Here is a 20,318-nt window from a genome sequence, read left to right as displayed (position 1 = left end):
GCGCTCACTGACTTGGCAGAACATGACATCCTTCCTTAAGGGACATACGTGGGGAAGGTAGGGCCATGGACAAGCCGGTCATCGTGACGGTGGACGACGACCCGGGCGTATCACGGGCGGTCGCGCGCGACCTGAGGCGCCGCTACGGCCAGCAGTACAGAATCGTCCGGGCGGAGGCCGCCGACCAGGGCATGGAGGCGGTGAAGGAGATGCGGCTGCGCGGCGACGACGTGGCCGCGATCTTGGCGGACTACCGGATGCCGCAGATGAACGGGGTGCAGTTCCTTGAGGCGGCGATGGACATGTATCCGTACGCGCGCCGGGTGCTGCTGACCGCCTACGCCGACACCGACGCCGCGATCCAGGCGATCAACGTGGTCGACCTCGACCACTATCTGCTCAAGCCGTGGGATCCGCCGGAGGAGAAGTTCTATCCGGTGATCGACGGCCAGCTGGACGCCTGGCACCGTACCGAGCGCATTGAGGTGGCCGAGCTGCGCGTGGTGGGCGACCGGTGGTCGGCGCCGTCGTACAAGGTGCGGGAGTTCCTGGCCCGCAGCCACGTGCCGTACCAGTGGCTGCTGGCCGAGGACCCGGAGGGCGCGGAGCTCGTCGCGGCGGTCGGCGCGGACTGCCGGCTGCCGCTGGTGGTCACCGCCGACGGCGTGTCGATGCAGTCGCCCGACCAGGCGTCGCTCGCCTCGGCGGTGGGCCTGTCGACCACGCCGGCAACCGACTTCTACGACCTGATCGTGATCGGCGGCGGCCCGGCCGGGCTGGGCGCGGCGGTCTACGGCGCCTCCGAGGGGCTCAACACCGTGCTCATCGAGGCGCACGCCTCCGGCGGGCAGGCGGGTCAGAGCTCCAGGATCGAGAACTACCTGGGCTTCCCCGACGGTGTCTCCGGCCAGCAGCTGACCGACCGGGCGCGCAGGCAGGCGCTGAAGTTCGGGGCCGAGCTGCTGAGCGCGCAGAAGGTCAGCCATCTGGAGCCGCGCGGCCAGGCCAGGGTGGTCGGGTTCAAGGGGGGCGGTGAGATCGCCGCGCACGCGGTGATCCTGGCGACCGGCGTCACCTATCGCCGTCTGGAGGCGCCCGGCCTGGACGACTTCGTCGGCCGGGGCGTCTTCTACGGCGCGGCACTGACCGAGGCGCCCTCCTGCAAGGACAGCGAGGTCTACATCGTCGGCGCGGCCAACTCGGCCGGTCAGGCGGCGGTCTACCTGGCGGGATTTGCGAGCAAGGTTCATTTGTTGGTGAGAGGTGACGGTTTGGAGAAGTCCATGTCGCACTACCTCATCGAGCAGATCAACGCGCTCCCGAACATCGAGGTGCACTTCCAGACGCAGATCACCAGCGCCGCCGGTGACGGGCACCTGGAGCGCCTCACGCTCTCGACGAAGGGCGAGGAGTGGGTGGCCGAGACGCAGTGGCTGTTCGCGTTCATCGGCGCCGAGCCCTTCACCTCCTGGCTCGGCGAGACGATCGAACGCGACGACAAGGGGTTCGTGCTGACCGGGCCGGACCTGGTGCAGGGCGGCAAGCGGCCACGCAACTGGACGCTCAGACGCGAGCCGTACTTCCTGGAGACGAACGTGCCGGGAGTGCTCGCGGCGGGTGACGTGCGGGCCGAGTCGATCAAGCGGGTGGCCTCCGCCGTCGGTGAAGGCGCGATGGCAGTCGCGCTCGTGCATCGTTACCTGGAGAAGCAATGACGATCGACATCGACGAACTCCGCAAGCTCTTCCTGTTCGAGCGCCTGACGGACCACCAGCTCACCAAGCTGGCTCTCAGCGGCCAGATGCGCAACTACGCCCAGGACGAGATCATCATCCAGCAGGGCGACCCGGCGGAGTGCTTCGCCGTGCTGGTCGAGGGCGAGATCCAGATGATCCAGGAGACCGTCACGGCCGGGACGGTCGCCATGCCGCGCAGCTCCCAGCCGGGTGTCTACGGCGGGGCCACCAGCGCCTACCTCGGCGCCCGGGCCCCGGAGCGCTACCAGCACAGCCTGCGGGCCACGGCGCCCTCCCGGATGTTCCTGCTGCCGGCCAGGAAGTTCGCGCACATCGTGGCCGAGTGGTTCCCGATGGCGATGCACCTGCTCGACGGCATGATGTCGGGCGGTCGCATGCAGCGGGAGGTCATCGACCGGCGCCAGCGGCTGACCGCGCTCGGCACGATCACCGCCGGGCTCACCCACGAGCTGAACAACCCGGCGGCGGCGGCCGTACGGGCGGTGAGCGAGCTGCGCACGCTCATCAGGACCTCCCGCGTGCAGCTGGCCCAGCTCGCCGAGGACGGCATCCCGCCGGAGCGGCTGCGGGCCCTGATCGACATGCAGGAGCAGTGCACCGCCGCCGTCGGCAACCTGCCGCCGCGCTCGCCGATGGAGATCTCCGACGCGGAGGACGACCTGGGCGAGGCGCTGGAGGAGCTCGGCGTGGAGGACGCGTGGGAGCTGGCCCCGGCGCTGGTCAACGCCGGATTCAGCCGCGCGCACCTGGAGAAGGTGCACAAGAAGGTGGGCCAGGAGCACGCGGGCGCCGCGGTGCACTGGCTGGCCGAGGCGGTCGAGATCTCGCAGATGCTCGGTGAGGTGACCGAGGCGACCGAGCGGATCACCTCGCTGATCGCCTCGGCCAAGCAGTACTCCCAGATGGACCGCGCGCCGTTCCAGGTCTGCGACGTGCACGACCTGCTCGACAGTACGATCGCCATCTTCCGCGGCAAGATCCCGCCCGGCATCACCGTGGTCACCGATTACGATCGGACGCTGCCGCCCATACCCGCCTACGCCGGCGAGCTCAACCAGGTGTGGACGAACCTCATTCACAACGCGCTCGACGCGATGGACGGGGAGGGCACGCTGACCATCCGTACCGCGCACGACGAGGACGAGGCGATCATCGAGATCGGCGACACCGGCCCCGGTGTACCGGACGCGATCAAGGACCGGATCTTCGAGCCGTTCTTCACCACGAAGACCGTCGGCCAGGGCACCGGTCTCGGGCTGGACATCTCGTACCGGATCGTGGCCGGCCGGCACGGCGGCGAGCTCAAGGCGCGGTCGACGCCCGGCGACACGTGGTTCGAGGTACGGCTGCCGCTGCGCGAGGCCTCGGCCGCCGCGTCTCCGGCCGCGTAAGGAAACCGCACAAGGTGCCACAGGCTTGGCACCAAAGGCGTGGGAACTGTCACATTCGCGTCTCGTGTCAGGGTCATGTCTCCTGGAAAAGGGATTCATGTGCCCATCACACGCTGGACCAGCCAAGTCCTGCCCGCGATGCTCGACGACCTCAGGACGGTCGTCGAGCTGGAGACCCACAGCTACGACAAGGCCATGCTCACCCGAGGGCTGAGCGCCGTCCGCGCCCTGGTGGAGGAGCGGCTCGGCGTGCCGGACCAGGCGGTCGTCCACGACGGCGGCCAGTACGGCGACGTCCTGGAGCTGACCTATCGGGGCACCACCCCCGGCACCGTGCTCATGCTCGCCCACTACGACACCGTCTGGCCCACGGGGACGCTCGCGGATTGGCCGTTCACCATGGCGGACGGAAGGATCACCGGGCCGGGCGTGTTCGACATGAAGACCGGGCTCGTGCAGTCGGTCTGGGCGCTCAGGGGCCTGCGCGAGCTCGGTCTTCCGCATCCGAGCCTGACTTACCTGTTCAACGGCGACGAGGAGATCGGCAGCCTGTTCTCCCGGCGGCACATCGAGGCCGCCAGTGCGGACGCGCTGGCCAGCCTGGTCTTCGAGGCGTCGCTGGACGGCCTGCTCAAGACGGCCCGCAAGGGCGTCGGGAAGTTCGAGGTGGCGGTCAAGGGCGTCGAGGCGCATGCCGGGCTCGACCCCGACTCGGGCGCGAGCGCCATCCACGCGCTGGCCGAGCTCGTCACCCGCCTCGCCGGATCCGGCGCGCGGGAGCTCGGGACCACCCTGAACGTCGGGCTGATCAGCGGCGGCACCGGGTGCAACGTCGCGGCGGGCCGCGCCACCTGCGGCATCGACGTCCGGGTCGCGCGGGCGTCGGAGATGGAGCGCATGAACGAGGTGTTCGCCGGCCTGCGCGCCTCCGACCCGCGCGTGACGGTCACGGTCACCGGTGACTGGAACCGGCCGCCCATGACGCCCAACCCGCCGTCGCGACGGCTGTTCAAGGAGGCGCGGGCGGTCGCGGCCGGGTTCGGCTGGGAGCTGGAGGAGGCGGCGGTCGGCGGGGCCAGTGACGGCAACTTCGTCTCCGCGCTGGGCCGCCCGGTGCTCGACGGCATGGGCGCGGTCGGCGCCGGCGCGCACGCGCGGCACGAGCACGTGCTGATCGAGCACATTCCCGAGCGCACCGCCCTGACGATGGGGCTGCTCACCGCCCTCGCCTAGGAAACGGGGCCCGTGGTACTCTCCCAAGCGAGCGCTTGGTTTACCACTGAGGGGCCGCCGCATGAAGTTCTCGACCTTCCACCTCTTCCACCGGTTCGACGGGCAGAGCTTCAAGGATGTCTACGACTACCACCTGGAGCTCATCGAGCTGGCCGAGGAACTGGGGTTCGACGGGGTACGGCTGGCCGAGCACCACTTCCGCGACTACGGGGTCGCGCCGAATCTGTTCACCATGCTCGCCCACGCGGCCGCCCGCACCTCGCGCATCCGCCTGGGCACGGGCATCGTGGTGCTGCCCCTGCACAACCCGATCCACGTGGCCGAGGAGGCCGCGCTGGTGGACGTGCTGTCGGGCGGCCGGCTGGATCTCGGGATCGGGCGCGGCTACCAGAGCTTCGAGTTCGAGGGCTTCGGGATCGACCTCGCCGAGGCCCGTGACCGGTTCAACGAGGCGCTGGAGGTGATCCTGGGACTGTGGACCCAGGAGACGTTCCAGCACGAGGGCAAGTTCTACAAGACCGGCGCCGAGGTGTCCCTGACGCCGCGTCCCCTCCAGGCGCCGCACCCGCCGATCCACGTGGCCGCCGTCTCCCCCGAGACCGTCACCATGTACGGCGAGCGCGGGCTGCCCATCCTGGCCGACCCGGCGGCGACGTTCCGCAAGGTCGTCAAGGCGGCCGAGACCTGGCAGGAGACGGCCGCCCAGGCGGGGCACGCGAACGGGAGCGAGCTTGTGGTGGCGCGCAGCGTCTACGTGGCGCCGACGGTCGAACAGGCCCGCGAGGACCAGGCCAGGTTCGAGGCGTCGTTCGACCGGTCGCGGATCTTCAACGAGCGCAGCGCGCCGATCGACCCGAAGACGGGCAAGGCCGCGCAGGGCTTCGAGTACTACCAGGACCGCTACCTCAAGGGCGGCTCCGTGTCGGCCGACTTCCGCTGGGAGCAGCTGGAGGTGATCGGCGATCCGGCGCGGGTCATCGACCAGATCTCGCTGCTGCGCGACGCCGGGTTCGCCAACCTCTTGTGCGACTTCGGCAGCACCCGGCCGATGCCGCTGGAGGAGATGAAGAAGGTCATGCGGTTCTTCGCCGCCGAGGTCATGCCCGCGTTCCACTGACGTTCCCAGGAGCTGCGATGATCCACAGCCTGTCGCTGTCCGACGTACTCGCCGAGCACGCGCGCAGCCGCCCCCAGGTGACGGCGGTGGTGGACGGGGAGGTGCGGCTCACCTACCCCGAGCTGGACGACCGGGTCGGACGCCTCGCGGACGCCCTCGCCGGCGCGGGCGTGACGGCCGGCGAACGCGTGCTCTGGCTCGGCCAGAACTCGCACGCGGTGCTGGAACTGCTGCTGGCGTGCTCACGGCTGGGGGCGATCTTCTGCCCGGCCAACTGGCGGCAGTCGGCGGACGAGCTGCGCTTCGTGGTCGAGGACCTGACGCCGCGGGTGGTCGTACGGGAGCCGTCCGACGCCACCATGGCCCTGAGTGAGGGCACGGCGCTCTGGGTGGAGGCCGGGGCCGGCTACGAGCGGCTGGTCGAGAGCGGCACCGCCAGGGACTTCCCGCCCGTCGAGGACAGCGAGCCGGTGCTGGCGCTCTATACCGCCGCCTTCGACGGCCGTCCCAACGCGGCGCTCCTCAGCAGCGCGGCCCTGCTGGCCCACGGCGCGTCCCTGCTCGTGGTGCGCCAGATGGAGCCCGGCTTCACCTTCCTCAACAACGGGCCGCTCTTCCACGTCGGCACGATGATGTTCTGCCTGGCCACCCTCCAGATCGGCGGCACGAACGTCTTCACCCCCGCCTTCGACGCCGAGGAGGTGTGCCGCCTGATCGACGCCGAACGGGTCACGCAGGCGTTCCTGTTCGGCCCGATGATCGACGCCGTGACGAAGGCGAACACCGGCGGCAAGTACGACCTGTCGTCCCTGAGGTTCGTCTCGCACTCCGCGGAGTGGGACGCGATGATCACCGTGGACGACTCCCCCTGGTGCCGGTCCAAGATGGGCGGGTACGGGCAGACGGAGGTCGGCGGCATGCTCACCTTCCTGGGCCTGGCGCCGGGCGCCGCCGGGTTCGCCGGTCGGCCGTCGCCGCTGGTCCAGGTCCGTATCTTGGCCCCCGACGGTGCCGAACTGCCGGCGGGCGAGGTGGGCGAGATCTGCGCCCGCGGCAAGACCCTCTTTTCCGGATATTTCGCCCGTCCAGACTTAAATGCAGCAAAGTCGGCGTACGGCTGGCATCACACCGGCGACCTCGGCCGTCGCGAGCCCGACGGCACGATCACCTTCATCGGCCCCCGGCTGCGCATGATCAAGTCCGGCGCCGAGAACGTCTACCCGGCCGAGGTCGAACGCGCGCTCAAAGCCCACCCGGCCGTCGCCGACGCCGCCGTGATCGGCGTGCCCGATGCCACCTGGCACCAGGCGGTCAAGGCGGTGGTGGCGCTCAAGGAGGGTGCGGCGGCCACGGCCGACGACCTCATCGAGCACGTCAAGAACGCTCTCGCCTCCTACAAGAAGCCGCGCGAGGTGGCGTTCGTCGACGCGATCCCCAAGCGCGGCTTCACCCCGGACTACGACGCCCTGGACGCCGCTCACGGCGGCGGCAACTATCCGGGCGCCTGACGGTTCACCGGTCTAGGAAGGCTCGCACCAGACGGTTCACAGGCGCAGGCCCTCCTCCAGATGGGCGAGGGCCTTGTCGATCTCGGCGGGCCCGTCCACCTCGGGGTCCTTCACCCAGTCGAACCAGACCGCGAACATCACACCCGTGATGGCCCCCGTGATGTTGCGGATCTCCGGATCGGACACGTCCCGCCCCGCCCGCCTGGCCAGGATCTCCTGCATGGACCTGAGCGTCCCGGAGACGTTGGTCAGACTCGCCGCCCACAGCTCGGGCACCGAGAACATGAGCTTCTCCCGCTCCACCCCTTCGGCGAGCTCCTCGGGCGTCTGGGCCGCCGTCACCTCCCGCAGGGCGACGCGGACCGCGCGTATCGGGTGCAGATCGGCCGGAGCGGCGTTCAGGGCCTCGGCGAAGGCCGGGAAGTGGTCGACGAATACCAGCTCCTCCTTCGAGGCGAAATAGCGGAACACCGTGCTGGGCGCGACCTCCGCCGCCTCGGCGATCTGCTCGACCGTGGTCTCGGTGTAACCCTGCTCGCGGAACAGCCGCAGCGCCTCCTTCTGGATCAGCGCCCGCGTCTTGGCCTTCTTCCGCTCGCGCAGTCCCTGGGCCGGTCGATCGCTCATGTCTCCGATTGTCGGGGTTGCGGCACAGGCCCGTCCACTCACAAGATCCCAAAATCTGCTATACAACTCTCAAATCGGAGTCTACTCTCAAAATATGCGAATCCCCATGGAGAGAACGCCCGGCTGCCCCTTCGACCCACCTCCCGCGCTGGAAAAGCTGCCGCCGATGTCGCGTCTGGACTATCCGGATGGGCACGCGGGCTGGCTCGCGACGGGCTACGAGGCCGGGCGGACCGTGCTGAGCGACCCTCGATTCAGCGCCCGCCAGGAGCTCAAGCACAGCCCCGTACGCGCGACGCCACAGTTCGGCCAGGGCCGCCCCGCCGCGCCCGGCATGTTCGCGGCGACCGACCCGCCTGAGCACACCCACTACCGCCGCCTGCTCACCGGCCAGTTCACGGTCCGCAGGATGCGGCTGCTCGAACCGCGGATCGAGCAGGTCGCCGCCGAGCACCTCGACGCGATGGCCGCCGCGGGGCCGCCCGTGGACCTGGTGCGGGCGTACGCGCTGCCGATCCCGTCGCTGGTCATCTGCGAGCTGCTCGGCGTGCCGTACGAGGATCACGACTTCTTCCAGGAGCACACCGCGCGGTTCGTCGCCCTTGACGAGGAGGGCGCGGTGGATCTGGCGGAGCTCGCCGGCTATCTGGGCGAGCTGGTACGACGCAAGCGCGCCGAGCCCGGCGACGACCTGATCAGCGGCCTGATCGGCGACCTCGGCGACGAGGAGCTGGCGAACCTCGCGCTCCTCCTGCTCGTCGCCGGCCACGAGACCACCGCGAACATGCTGGCCTTGGGCGTCTTCGCGCTGCTGGAGCACCCGGAGCAGCGGGCCCTGTTTAGCGGCGAGAGCACGGACACGGTCGGAGGCGGGGGCGCGGTCGAGGGTGCGGTCGAGGAGCTGATGCGCTGGCTGTCGATCCTGCACGTGGGCGCGCCGAGCCGGGTCGCGCTGGAGGACGTGGAGGTGGCGGGCGAGCTGGTCAGGAAGGGCGAGACGGTCGCGCTGTCGCTGCCGGCGATAAACCGGGACCCGAGCCTGTTCACCGATCCGGCCGAGCTGCGGCTCGACCGGGCCGAGGCGCGGCGGCACCTGGCCTTCGGGCACGGCGTGCACCAGTGCCTGGGGCAGCAGCTGGCCAGGATCGAGATGCGGATCGGCTACCGCAGGCTCTTCGAACGCTTCCCCGGCCTGCGGCTGGCCGTGCCCGCCTCCGAGGTGCCGCTGAAGGAGCGCGCGGCGGTCTACGGCGTGGAGTCCCTGCCTGTCACGTGGTGACCGGGCTCAGAGGATGGCTTGCGGACTGAGCGGGCTCAGAGGATCGCCAGTGGGTTGAGCGGGCTCCCGGTCCCGCCCTCGATTCTGAGCGGGGCCGCGACGAACACGAACTCCGTACGGCCGGCCGCGCTCAGCTCCTCCAGCCAGAGCAGCTCGATCAGGTGGATGCCGTGGCGGTGGAGCAGGATGAGGTGGAGATCGTCGTCGAGCGGCTCGTCGGCGAGCTGGTGGGCGTTCAGGCCGCCGATCGCGGCGTTGTCGGCGGCCACCACCGAGACGTCCCGCTCGGCCAGCCAGCGCCCCGCCTCGGCCGACAGTCCCGGCTGTCCCGACCAGTACTCCTCGCGCGAGCGCTCCCATACGGCGGGCCAGCCGGTACGGATCACCGCGACGTCACCCGCGCGCGGCACGGCGATCTCCGCCAGCAGTTCCGGCGGGATACGGAAGTCGGCGGGCAGGTGGTCGAGCCCGAGGTGGCGGGGTACGTCGAACAGGACTCCCCTCGCGACGACCCCGCCCACCTGCTCGATGCCGCACCGGGTGGCGCCGTAGGAGCGTACGCGCGCGGCGGGGTGGCCGTTGTAGAGCTCGTCGCCCGACCACATGTGGCAGAGCGCGTCCATGTGCGTGGTCGTGCCGTGGTGGGTGACGATCAGCGCGTCATCGGCCATCCGCAGCCCCGCGCCCACCGGCCGGGCGCCGGCCGCGTAGTCACCGCCGTCGACCGACATGAAGTGCTGCGGCAGCGGGCGCCCCTTCAGATGGGGCACGGTACCGGGCGCGGGCGAGGAGGTGGCGCCCCTGATCGGCATGGACAGGCTGAGAACTTGGCCGGTCCGCGCGGTGGCCAATCCGGCCAGTACCAAGTTGCCAGTGAGCAGATTGAGCGTGCCCCGTTGATCCTCTGGGCCGAAACGTCCCCAATTGTTAGGCTCGGCAGCCAAGTACGTGCTCCCTTCCTGTCGGAGGTCTTGATGCACTGCGATCCCCGGTTCTCCAGCGTGCGCGAGGTCTTCGAACGCCATTTCGCCGACGGCCTCGAACTGGGGGCCGCGTTCGCCGTCTACCTCGACGGCGAACTGGTCGTGGACCTGTGGGACGGCGTGGCCGACCGCCGCACGGAACGGCCGTGGGAGGCGGACACCCCCGTCTTCGCCTACTCGTGCACCAAGGCGATCGCCGCGACCGTGCTGCTCCAGCTGGCCGAGCGGGGGCTGGTGGACGTGACCGCGCCGGTGGCGGAGGTCTGGCCGGAGTTCGGGGTGCGGGCCAAGCAGCGCGTCACCGTCGAGCACCTGCTCAGTCACCAGGCGGGGCTGCCCGCGCTGGACGAGCGGGTGCCGGTGGCGGAGTTCGAGGACCAGCCCGCCATCGCGGCGCGCCTGGCCGGGCAGCGGCCGATCTGGCGGCCCGGGTCGGCGCACGGGTATCACGCTCTGACGTACGGGTTCCTCGTGGGCGAGGTCGTACGCCGGGTGACGGGCAAGTCGGTGGGCGAGCTGGTGGCGGCGGAGATCTCCGGACCGCTCGGCCTCGACCTGTGGGTCGGCGCGCCCGACGACGTGATCGCCAGGGCCGCCCGTCTGACGGCTGAGCCTCCGCCCGGCAGCGAGAGCGGCCGGAGCCTGCCCACGGCCGGGGGTGAGAGCGGGAGCGGGAGCATGCCCTCGGCCGGGGCCGGAAGCGGGCCGGCCCGCCGCGCCCCCGGTGTCCTGCCCCGCACGCCCATCGGGCCGCCGAAGGATCCGATCGCCGCGATCGCCCTGGCCGCCGGGGACCCGAACAGCCTGATGAACCGCACCATGGGCAACCCGCGCATCCAGGACCTTCAGGGCGGGGCCAACAACCCGGTGATGCTGCGTGCCGGGTGGCCCGCCGTGGGCCTCGTCACGACGGCCAGGTCCCTGGCGGCGTTCTACCGCTCGCTGCTCGGCGGCGACCTGCTGCGGCCGGAGACACTGACGGACGCCATCCGCCCCCGGGCGTCGGGGCCCGACCAGGTCCTGCTGCTGGAGAGCGCGTTCGGGCTCGGCTTCATGCGGCCCGCCATGTCGTTCTTCGTGCCGTCCGTGACCGCGTTCGGGCATACCGGCGTGGGCGGGTCCATCGGCATGGCCGACCCCAAGTACGGAGTGGCCGCCGGATATGTCATGAACAAGATGGCCGACGTCTTCGCCGGCAACCAGCGGGCGATCCGCCTCATGGAGGCCGTCTACCGATCCCTGTGATCGCGTCGGCCTCATCGGGGTCGTGCTTCGCGTCATGCGTCGCGTCGTCACTGCATCGTCACGCCGCCGCTGACCGACAGCGTCTGGCCGGTGATGTAGGCGGCGCGTTCCGTACACAGGTAGGCGACCAAACCCGCCACGTCGGCGGGCGTGCCGAGGCGGCGCAGCGGGACGGTCCTGACGATCTTGTCGACCAGTCCGGGCTCTGCCGCCGAGACGCGCCGGAGCATCGGGGTGTCGGTGGGTCCCGGGCAGACCACGTTGGCGGTGACGTGCGCCCTGGCCGCCTCGCGGGCGAGCGTCTTGGCCAGGCCGAACAGCCCCGCCTTGGTGGCCGCGTAGGCGCCCTCGCCGCCGGAGCCCGCCCTCGCGCCGTCCGACGAGATGAACACCAGCCGCCCCCACCCCCGCTCGATCATGCCGGGCAGCATCAGCTTGGTCAGCAGCATCGGGCCGCGCAGGTTGACCTGCCACATGAGATCCCAGTTCGCCGGGTCACTGGCGGTGAACGACTCGACGATCGACACCCCGGCGTTGTGCACGAGGATGTCGACCGGCCCGGCCGCGTCGCAGAACCGCTCGATGGAGGAGGGCGAGGCGAGGTCGACGGCCAGGGCGACGGCCCCCGGCAGCCCCGCGGCCACCTCCTCGGCGCCCCGCAGTCCCGCGGCCACCTTCTCGGCGCCCGGCAGGTCTACGTCCGCGACCACCACCCGGGCGCCCAGCGCGGCGAGGTCCGTGGCGATCGCCGCGCCGATCGCGCCCGCTCCCCCGGTCACGACGGCCGCGCGCCCGTCGAGCCGCATTCCCTCCATCACCGCTCGCCGCCCGCCTTCCACTCGTCGACCAGCTCGGCCGCGGTGGTGCGGGCGGCCAGGAGGGGGATCGTGTGTTTCAGTACGGCCAGCGCGTACCCGTCCGGTACGCCCGCGACGGCGTCGGTCACCACGGTGACCCGGTAGCCGAGGTTCACCGCCTCCAGGGCCAGGCCGGGGATGCCCAGGTTGAGCGAGAGCCCGACGGCCACCACGTGCGCGACGTCCAGCGAGCGCAGCGTCATGTCGAGCGAGGTCCCGGTGAACGGGGAGAACCCGTGGTGGCGCCGGCTCTCCAGGTCCGTGTCGGCCAGCAGTTCGGGCAGCACCTCCACGGCGGGCGTGCCCTCCAGCATGTGGCCGGGGTCCTTGAGCAGGGCGGTGATGAACGGGCTGTTGTGGGTGTGGGAGCCGGCCCGGTCGGCGCGGAAGGCCGCGGTGCAGTGGATCACCGGGAGGCCGGCCGCCCTGGCCGCCTGGAGCACGGAGACGGCGTTGCGTACGACGCCACGCTGCTGGCACGCGACCACCAGGTCCGGAAATTTCGTTAGATCGCCGACGACGCCCCGCTGCATCTCCATGACCAGCACGGCCGTACGATCCATGCGAAGCCTCCACTTAGCCGAGCGCTTGCTTGGCTTCGAACATATCACCCGGGCCTCGGGGCCATAATCCCCTGACATCTGGCGAAATATCTGGAGTCGTGACAACCGGAACCCCGGATGAGACCGTCGAACGAGAGACGGCTGCGCTATGGGGGTTCGCCTTGGTCCCTGGTTACCGAGAAGTACGCCAGCTCGGCGCGGGGCACACGGGCCGCGTGTTCCTCGCCACCTACCAGGCCACCGGAGCCTACGTCGCGATCAAATACCTGAACGCGACCCTGCGCCGGGACACCGAGTTCATGGACCGCTTCCGGGTGGACACCCCCTCACTCGTCGAGCTCGACGACCCGAACGTGGTCCAGCTCTACGAGTTCGTGGAGACCCCGACCAGGGCCGCGGTGGTCATGGAGCTGGTCGACGGGGTGTCGCTGCGGACGATCCTGGCCGAGCACGGCAGGACCAGCCCGGAGGCGGCGCTGGCGGTGCTGAAGAGCACGCTCCTGGCCCTGGCCGCCGCCCACGACAAGGGCGTGGCCCACCGGGACGTCAAACCGGAGAACGTACTGGTCCAGGCCGACGGCACGAGCAAGCTGAGCGACTTCGGGGTGGTGGTGCACGCCGAGGAGCCAGGCGTGCCGGCGGGCAGCCCCCCGTACATGTCGCCCGAGCTGTGGACGCAGGGGGACGCGGGGCCGCCCGCTGACCTCTACGCGGCGGCGTGCCTGCTGTTCGAGGCCGTCAGGGGACGCCCGCCGTACAAGGCTGAGGACGTCGCGTCGCTGCGGGACAAGCACCTGGTCGAGCCGGTGCCGCTGGAGGTCGCCCCCGACTCGCTGCGCGACCTGCTCCGGCGCGGGCTGGCCAAGGACCCGGCGGTCAGGTACGCCTCGGCCCGGCAGTTCGCGGCGGAGCTGGAGGAGGACGCGGTCGCCGGCTACGGCCCCGACTGGGAGAAACGCGGGCGCCGCCACCTCGGCGAGCTGGCCACGCTGCTCGCGCTCCGCTTCCCCCTGGCCAAGACCGACACGCCGACCGCCACCCTGGGGGCGGTCCGCGGGCGGCGGATCACCGTGCCCAAGCTGCCGCCGCACCTGTGGATCGCGGGCGCGACGGCCGTCGCCGTGCTGATCGCGGTGGTGCTCTCGGACGGGCGGCTGGCCCCCGGCCCGGCGGGGACCGTACTCATGCCGCAGCCGAAGACGTCCGAGCAGCTGGATCCCACCCCCGTCGACGACAAGACCCCGGTCCGCCGGACCTCGGAGACCAGCCGTCCCACGGCCAGGACGTCGACGGCCGTTCCCGTACCGTCGGCCACCGCCCCCACGCCGCCGCCTCCCACCGTGTCCCGCCGGCCTTCCCGGGCGCTGCCCGGTCCGGCCGTGCGGTCGGCCGACATCGTCCAGTGGACCGGCTCGGCGGGCGCGGTGCGCGTGGCCGCCGACGGGCGGGGACCGGTGCGGCTGCGCATCACGTACACGCGGCGCGACGGCGACGGCCAGGCCCGCACGGTACATCAGGAGACCCGCACGCTCACCGGCCGGACCACCTACACCGACCCCGTGGCCCGTGACCTGGGCGCCGTCGGGTGCGGCAAGCAGGCGCACTTCGGCCTCCTGTTATCGACCGAGCCGGCGGCGGCCAACGGCCCGCAGGTCAGTGAGGTGACCGTGGACGGGCCGCCCTGCCCGGCGCCCAGCCCCTCGCCCTCGACGTCGGCCACTCCGACCCAGGAGCACGCCACTCCGACGCCGTCCCAGCCGCCCTTCGCGCTGCCCTCCGACCCGCCGCACAGCTCCGGCCGGCCACGCACCTCTGACGTACCGGCCTTCGCCGGGCCGAGCGCTGATTCGGTGGCCCCCGACTCGGCTTCGCTGACCTCGGAGGAGCCCATGGCCTCGCTCGCCGAGGAACCCGCCGACTAGGGTTGTCGAGCAACCAAGCGTGCGCTAGCTTGGCTAGCGATGACCTGTGACACCTCCGCCTACTGGGCCGCCTGCAGGCGCGGCGAGCTGGTCGTTCAGCGCTGTACGGCCTGCGATCGGCGGGTCCACCTCCCCGAGGCCGACTGTCCCCGGTGCGGTGGCGACCTCGTCTTCGAGCCGGTCTCCGGCGCGGGCGTGGTGCACACGTACACCGTGGTGCACCGCTCGTTCGCGCCCGGCTACCGGGGCCGCGAGCCGTACGTGCTGGCCTGGGTCGACCTGCCCGAAGGCGCGCGCGTGTTCGGTCAGGTCGTGGAGTGCGCACCGGAGGAGGTCCGCATCGGGATGCCGGTGCGGGTGACGTTCGTGGACGACCTACCGCATTGGAGGCCGGCGTGATCGTTGGCAACGTGCTCATACCCGTGGCCGACCTGGACGAGGCGATCGCCTTCTACGGGCTGCCGGTGAAGTTCCGTGACGGTGACAGGTTCGCCGCGCTGAACGGCGGTGGCGTCACCGTGGCGCTGGCCGGACCCGCCGAGCATGTCACCGCCTCGGCCGCGCCGTCGTTCAAGGTGGACAGCGTACGGCAGGCCGTACCCGATCTGGTGGCGCGCGGCGCCGAAGTGGTGCGTGAGCCCGAGGACGGGCCGCACGAGACGCGGGCCGTGCTGCGCGATCCCTCAGGAAACGTCTTCGTCCTCTACTCACCCCTCTGAAACCTCTCTGACGACGGAGGCACCCCCGATGGCGCGATCACCGTACGGCAACTATGGCCACGCGATCCTGACCGCCGCGGCGATGAGCACCCCCGACCGGGTGGCGCTCACCTACTGCGGCGAGCGGAGCTTCACCTATGACGAGCTGAACAGGACCGTCAACCGGCGCGCGCACGCGCTGCTCGCGGCGGGCATCAGCCCGGGACGGCGGGTGGCCGCGCTGCTGAACGAGACGCTGCACGTGGCTGAGGTGTACCTGGCGCAGGCCAAGATCGGCGCGGTGACGGCGGCGTTGAATCCGTACTGGCCGGTCGACACGCTGCGCGCGGTGGTGGAGCAGTCGGGGTGCACGGCGTTCGTGTACGACTCGACCGTGGAGGGGGTGGTCGCGGAGATCAGGTCGTCGCTGCCCGCCATCACCACCTGGATCAACGCGTCCGATCTCTCGGACGGCTCGGAGGAGGAGCCGCCGCTCGGCGGCTTCCACGACGATCCGCTCGCGCTCTACTACACCTCGGGGACGACCGGGCTGCCCAAGCCCGTCGTCCACACGCACGCCTCGTCGCTGGCGACCGCGCAGATCTGGCTCGACGTGCCGCGCGGGCCCGACGCGGTGTTCGGCACGGGCGCGATCATCTGGGGCATCGGCTTCCCGGCCATCGTCGGGCCCGCCCTGTACGCCGGGATGCGGCTGGTGCTGGAGCAGGACTGGGGCCCGGCGAACTTCCTGCGCGTCGTGCCGCGCGAGCGGGTCACGCACGTGTCGCAGATCCCGTCGTTCTACGCGGCGCTGCTGGGCTCGTCGGAGCACGAGGCGGTGGACCTGTCGTCCATCCGGGTGATCATGCTGGGCGGCGAGCCGCTGACGGCCACCATGCTCGGCCGGATCAAGGACCGGCTGCCCGACGCGGGCGTCTACTCCTACTACGGCCAGACCGAGGCCCCCTACACCTGCATGGGCCGGGTGGACGACGGCTCCACGCCGCTCGGCTCGTCCGGCCGGGCGCGCACCGGCAACGCCGTCCGGGTGACCGATCCGTCGGGGCGCCGCGTGGTGGACGAGGTCGGCGAGATCAACCTGTCCGGGCCGCACCGGATGTCCGGCTACGACGGTCTGCCGGACAAGACGGCGGAGGTGCTGCGCGGCGAGTGGTACGTCGGCGGCGACCTCGGCTCCGTCTCCCCCGACGGGGTGCTGCGCGTGCTCGGGCGGCGCGAGGACGCGATTCTCAAGGGCGGCGTCTGGACCCAGCCGGTCGCGGTCGAGGAGGCCGCCGCCGCGCTCGACGGCGTGGCGGAGGCCGGGGCGGTCGGGGTGCCCGCGCACGTCGACGGGCAGGACGCGGCCGAGCAGCGGATCCTGCTGGCCGTGGTGGCGCGTTCCGGGCACTCGCTCGACGCGGCCAAGCTCGCGCGGGCCCTGGACGACATCCTGGCGCCGCACCAGCGGCCGGACCACATCCTGGTGGCCGACGCGCTGCCGCACTTCGAGGACGCCTCCGGCGGGCCCGGCAAGCTCTTACGCAGAGAGATCAGAGAGCGGCACGGCCACCTGCTGGAGACCTGAGCCGTGGTCGCGGAACACGAGGCCAAGGAACTGCTGCGCGCGGCCGGGGTACCGGTGCCGCGAGGCGTGGTGGTGCGCGACATGGACTTCGCCCCGGTCGCGGAGTTGCGCGAGCCGCTGGTGCTGAAGGCGTACGGGCCCGAGATCGTGCACAAGTCCGACGCCGGGGCCGTGGTGCTCGGGCTGAGCCGGGCCGACGTCCCGATCGAAGCCGCCAGGATGCTGGCCTCGGGTGTGGCGGCCGAGGGGTTTCTGGTCGAAGAGCAGGCGGCCGGCGGGGTTGAGCTGATCGTCGGGCTGGTCCACGATCCGGGCTTCGGGCCCGTCCTGCTCGCCGGGCTGGGCGGGGTGTGGACCGAGACGCTGCGGGACACGGCGCTGGGCCTCTGCCCGATCTCGGAGGGGGACGCGCGGCGGATGCTGGGCTCGCTGCGCGGGTCTCCGGTGCTGTACGGGTTGCGCGGGCGTCCAGGGGTGGACGTGGACGCGGTGGTGAAGCTGCTCATGACGGTCGGCGGGTCTGGCGGGCTGTGGGAGCGGCTGGAACTGGGCGAGTTCGAGATCAATCCGGTGATCGCTACCGAATCGGGCGTCGTGGCGGTGGACGCGCGGTATCTCCCGGCGGGTCACGCCTCGAACGGCGATCAGGACGACGTGCTCGGCGAGCCCGCGGGCCTTGGGGCGCACTCCGAACCCACGGACGTCGGACCGCGCTCCGAGCCCGCGGACTTCGGGCCGCTCTTCGAGCCCAGGGCGGTGGCCGTGGTCGGGGCCTCCACCACGCGGCCGAACTTCGGGAACATGTTCCTCGAGTTCTACAAGGCCGCCGGCATCCCCCTGGTCGCGGTGCACCCCGAGGCGCGGGAGGTGGGCGGCGTGCCCGCCGTGCCGTCCCTGGCCGCGGCGGACGTGGACTACGCGCTGGTGGCGGTGCCCGCGGAGCGGTGTGCCCAGGTCGTACGTGAGGCGTCCGGCGTGCCGTACGTGCAGGTCATGAGCGGCGGCTTCGGCGAGGCGGGACGGCCGGAACTGGAGCGGGAGCTCGTCGCCGCGGCGCGGGCGGCGGGCACGCGGCTGCTCGGCCCCAACTGCATGGGCGTGTACTGCCCGCGCGGGCGGCAGACGTTCGTCGGCGGGGGGATGGGCCCGGCGGGGACGGTCGCGCTGATCTCGCAGAGCGGCGGGCTGGCCGGAGAGGTGATCAAGGTCGGCGAGCGTCGTGGGCTGGCCTTCAGCCGGGTGGTCACCGTGGGGAACGCGGCCGACGTCACCCCGGCCGAGCTGCTCCGCTGGCTGTCGGCCGACGCCGAGACGCGGGCCGTCGGGCTCTATCTGGAGGACCCGCGTGACGGGCGGGCGCTGTACGAGGCGCTGGCGGCCGCTCCGGTGCCCGTGGTGCTGCTGGTCGGTGGGCGCAGCGTGCAAGGGCAACGGGCCGCGGCCTCGCACACCGGCGGGCTGGTGAGCGATGGGCGGATCTGGCAGGCGCTCGCCGACCAGACCGGGGCGACGCTGGTGACCTCCCAGGACGACCTGATCGGCGTCCTCGCCTTCTTCCAGGCACACGGCGCCCGGATGGCAGATCCGGACTCTCGGAGCGGGGAGTCGCGTGGTGGAGCGCTGGTGATCGGGCCGAGTGGTGGGGCGAGTGTGCTGGCCGCCGACGCCTTCGACCGGGCCGGGGTGCCGCTCGGGCCGCTGCCGGACTCGGCGCTCGGGGAGTTGCGCGGGCTGGGGCTGGGGGCCGGGTCCTCGCTGGCCAACCCGCTGGAGGTGCCCGTCGGCCCTCGGAGCGGGCCGGACCTGGTCCAGCGGGCCGTCGAGGCGATCGTGCGGCACCGGTCGTACCCGGATGTGGTGGCGCACGTGAACGTACAGAGCTTCTTCACCTATGGGACGCGGGCCGAGCCGCTGTTCGAGTACGCGCGGGCGCTGGCGGCCGCGCAGGACGCCCTCCCGGGGACCAGGGTCACCCTGGTCACCAGGAACGGCGAGTGCGCGCCTGCCGGTGTCGAGGACGAGGTCAGGGCGATCGTGGCGGCGGCCGGGATCCCCGTCTACCGAACTATGGAGGCGGCCGCGGTGGCCGTCGCGGCGGGAGGTCGCAATGGGACTGCTTGACGGCAAGGTGGCACTGATCACCGGCGGGGCGCGCGGCATGGGCGAGGCGCATGTGCGGCTGTTCCTGGCGGAGGGGGCGCGCGTGGTGTTCGGTGACGTACTGGATGAAGAGGGCAAGGCGCTGGCTGAGGAGACGGGCGCGACCTTCGTCCATCACGACGTCACCGCCCCAGAGGACTGGGACCGCGCGATCGCGACCGTGACGGATCTGCACGACAGGTTAGACATCCTGGTCAACAACGCCGGGATCCTGAAATTTCGGCGTATCAGCGATATGACGATCGAAGATTTCGATCGCGTGATCAACGTGAACCTCAGGGGCACCTGGCTCGGCGTCAAGTCCGCCATCACGCCGATGCGGGCCGCCGGGCGCGGCTCGATCGTGAACATCTCCTCGATCGAGGGCTTCGTCGGCGCCGAGGGGTTGTCGGCGTACGCGGCCTCGAAGTTCGCCATCCGGGGCGTCACCAAGTCGGCCGCCCGCGAGCTGGCCCGCTACAAGATCCGCGTCAACTCGGTACACCCCGGGGCGATCAACACCTCGATGGCCATGGATCCCGAGATCATGAGCGAGGTGGACGCGGACGCGTTCCTCCGCAGCATGGTCATCAAGCGCTTCGCCAAGCCGGTGGAGGTGTCGCACGTGGTGGCGTTCCTGGCCTCGGACCGGTCCAGCTACTGCACCGGCAGCGAGTTCACGGTGGACGGCGGCCTGCTGACCGGCGCGGGCTACTGACCAGCGCTGTCGGGGGCCGTCGGTATCGGGGGGCCGTTCAGCCAGGCGGTCGGGGTGATGAAGATGCCTGTCGCCTCGGCCAGCAGCGTGCCGTCCGGCAGCGCCACGCGGGCGTCCGCCCACGCCTTGCGCCCCTCCGTACGCGTGTGCTCCGCCGTCACGACCACCGGCCGGTCGTACGGCACGGGCGCCCGGTAGCGGATGGTCAGCGTGCCCGTCATGCCCGCCAGCCCGGCGACGGCCACCGCCTGCCCCAGCAGGTGGTCGAGGGCCATCGCGGTGATCCCGCCGTGCACGGCGCCGGGCGGCCCCTCGTGCAGCGGCCGGAACGACACCTCCGCCCGTACCCCGCCACTCGCCAGCCGCTCCACGACCAGCGGCACGGCGAACGGGTTCGCGGCGCCGATGGCGGCGTTGCCCAGGTGGCGTACGGTGCCGTCCGGCGCGATGTCGTAGGGCCGCGGAGACTCGCGGACGGTCGCTTCGAGCCGTTCGGTCAGGGCGGTGAGCTCGGCGGCCACGGCCACCAGCTCGTCCTCCTCAACGCCAGTGCCTATCACCGCGTCCATCAGTTCTCTGGTCTGCTGCGCCAGGGCGCACAGGGCGGCGGTGCGGGACTCGCCGGCGGCGACGTCGATCGTCATGGCCGCATCTTAGAACAGGTTCTACCAAAACATGTTCTAGACACCCAAA

The 20,318-nt window shown here is 71.4% G+C and carries 18 protein-coding genes; 13 read left to right on the top strand and 5 right to left on the bottom strand.

From position 1 onward, the window contains the following. Positions 1-65: 65 nt before the first annotated feature. The 5 genes from AB0C30_RS21715 (at position 66) to AB0C30_RS21695 (ending at position 7,006) form a co-directional block, all read left to right on the top strand. A complete protein-coding gene (locus AB0C30_RS21715) occupies positions 66-1,715 on the top strand; it encodes an FAD-dependent oxidoreductase (RefSeq protein WP_357946615.1) in 1,650 nt (549 codons plus the stop codon). Further along, positions 1,712-3,148, top strand: a complete 1,437-nt coding sequence (locus AB0C30_RS21710) for an ATP-binding protein (protein WP_357946612.1) — start codon at positions 1,712-1,714, stop codon at positions 3,146-3,148. Before AB0C30_RS21715 ends, AB0C30_RS21710 begins: the two co-directional genes overlap by 4 nt. A gap of 99 nt (positions 3,149-3,247) precedes the next feature. After that, positions 3,248-4,381: a M20 family metallopeptidase gene (locus AB0C30_RS21705; RefSeq protein ID WP_357946609.1), complete on the top strand. Its 1,134-nt coding sequence runs from the start codon at positions 3,248-3,250 to the stop codon at positions 4,379-4,381. Between the two features lie 61 nt (positions 4,382-4,442). Continuing rightward, positions 4,443-5,498 (top strand): LLM class flavin-dependent oxidoreductase, encoded by a 1,056-nt coding sequence (locus tag AB0C30_RS21700; RefSeq protein ID WP_357946606.1) that lies wholly within the window; start codon positions 4,443-4,445, stop codon positions 5,496-5,498. A gap of 17 nt (positions 5,499-5,515) precedes the next feature. Then, on the top strand, positions 5,516-7,006 hold the full coding sequence (locus tag AB0C30_RS21695) for an AMP-binding protein (protein WP_357946604.1): 1,491 nt from the start codon (positions 5,516-5,518) through the stop codon (positions 7,004-7,006). 36 nt (positions 7,007-7,042) lie between these two features. On the opposite strand, the gene AB0C30_RS21690 is transcribed toward AB0C30_RS21695, so the two are convergent. Then, positions 7,043-7,633 (bottom strand): TetR family transcriptional regulator, encoded by a 591-nt coding sequence (locus AB0C30_RS21690; protein WP_357946601.1) that lies wholly within the window; start codon positions 7,631-7,633, stop codon positions 7,043-7,045. A gap of 106 nt (positions 7,634-7,739) precedes the next feature. On the opposite strand from AB0C30_RS21690, the gene AB0C30_RS21685 reads away from it, so the two are divergent. Continuing rightward, on the top strand, positions 7,740-8,912 hold the full coding sequence (locus tag AB0C30_RS21685; protein ID WP_357946599.1) for a cytochrome P450: 1,173 nt from the start codon (positions 7,740-7,742) through the stop codon (positions 8,910-8,912). A 35-nt stretch (positions 8,913-8,947) separates the two neighbouring features. On the opposite strand, the gene AB0C30_RS21680 is transcribed toward AB0C30_RS21685, so the two are convergent. Then, complete coding sequence (locus AB0C30_RS21680; protein ID WP_357946596.1) at positions 8,948-9,856, bottom strand: cyclase family protein; 909 nt, start codon at positions 9,854-9,856, stop codon at positions 8,948-8,950. Between the two features lie 30 nt (positions 9,857-9,886). Here AB0C30_RS21680 and AB0C30_RS21675 point away from each other — a divergent pair, with 30 nt between their 5' ends. Then, positions 9,887-11,140 (top strand): serine hydrolase domain-containing protein, encoded by a 1,254-nt coding sequence (locus tag AB0C30_RS21675; protein ID WP_357946594.1) that lies wholly within the window; start codon positions 9,887-9,889, stop codon positions 11,138-11,140. A 47-nt stretch (positions 11,141-11,187) separates the two neighbouring features. Here AB0C30_RS21675 and AB0C30_RS21670 read toward each other — a convergent pair whose 3' ends face one another. Both AB0C30_RS21670 and AB0C30_RS21665 read right to left on the bottom strand, forming a co-directional pair. Then, complete coding sequence (locus AB0C30_RS21670) at positions 11,188-11,955, bottom strand: SDR family NAD(P)-dependent oxidoreductase (RefSeq protein WP_357946591.1); 768 nt, start codon at positions 11,953-11,955, stop codon at positions 11,188-11,190. Further along, positions 11,955-12,560 carry an isochorismatase family cysteine hydrolase gene (locus tag AB0C30_RS21665; RefSeq protein WP_357946588.1) on the bottom strand — a complete coding sequence of 202 codons (606 nt, stop codon included), beginning with the start codon at positions 12,558-12,560 and terminating at the stop codon, positions 11,955-11,957. Before AB0C30_RS21665 ends, AB0C30_RS21670 begins: the two co-directional genes overlap by 1 nt. A gap of 98 nt (positions 12,561-12,658) precedes the next feature. Here AB0C30_RS21665 and AB0C30_RS21660 point away from each other — a divergent pair, with 98 nt between their 5' ends. The 6 genes from AB0C30_RS21660 to AB0C30_RS21635 are packed head-to-tail and all read left to right on the top strand — an operon-like array spanning position 12,659 to position 19,625. Further along, a complete protein-coding gene (locus AB0C30_RS21660) occupies positions 12,659-14,482 on the top strand; it encodes a serine/threonine-protein kinase (protein WP_357946585.1) in 1,824 nt (607 codons plus the stop codon). A gap of 39 nt (positions 14,483-14,521) precedes the next feature. Next, positions 14,522-14,881: a Zn-ribbon domain-containing OB-fold protein gene (locus AB0C30_RS21655; RefSeq protein ID WP_225299262.1), complete on the top strand. Its 360-nt coding sequence runs from the start codon at positions 14,522-14,524 to the stop codon at positions 14,879-14,881. Continuing rightward, a complete protein-coding gene (locus AB0C30_RS21650; protein ID WP_225299260.1) occupies positions 14,878-15,201 on the top strand; it encodes a VOC family protein in 324 nt (107 codons plus the stop codon). The genes AB0C30_RS21655 and AB0C30_RS21650 overlap by 4 nt, the downstream gene beginning before the upstream one ends. 28 nt (positions 15,202-15,229) lie before the next feature. Beyond that, entirely contained in the window at positions 15,230-16,768 is a 1,539-nt protein-coding gene (locus AB0C30_RS21645) for a class I adenylate-forming enzyme family protein (RefSeq protein WP_357946582.1), read from the top strand. Between the two features lie 3 nt (positions 16,769-16,771). Next, a complete protein-coding gene (locus tag AB0C30_RS21640; RefSeq protein ID WP_357946579.1) occupies positions 16,772-18,889 on the top strand; it encodes an acetate--CoA ligase family protein in 2,118 nt (705 codons plus the stop codon). Further along, a complete protein-coding gene (locus tag AB0C30_RS21635; RefSeq protein WP_357946577.1) occupies positions 18,876-19,625 on the top strand; it encodes a glucose 1-dehydrogenase in 750 nt (249 codons plus the stop codon). Before AB0C30_RS21640 ends, AB0C30_RS21635 begins: the two co-directional genes overlap by 14 nt. Here the strand turns inward: AB0C30_RS21635 and AB0C30_RS21630 are convergent. Beyond that, positions 19,619-20,269: a PaaI family thioesterase gene (locus tag AB0C30_RS21630; RefSeq protein ID WP_357946574.1), complete on the bottom strand. Its 651-nt coding sequence runs from the start codon at positions 20,267-20,269 to the stop codon at positions 19,619-19,621. The two genes, AB0C30_RS21635 and AB0C30_RS21630, sit on opposite strands and share 7 nt — an antisense overlap. Positions 20,270-20,318: the final 49 nt, after the last annotated feature.

Origin of the sequence: Nonomuraea sp. NPDC048901 (genome assembly GCF_040649695.1) — a bacterium.
GTDB lineage: Bacteria > Actinomycetota > Actinomycetes > Streptosporangiales > Streptosporangiaceae > Nonomuraea.
The sequence above is the reverse complement of the archived record's forward strand: the minus strand, read 5'-3'. Positions and strand labels throughout refer to the sequence as shown.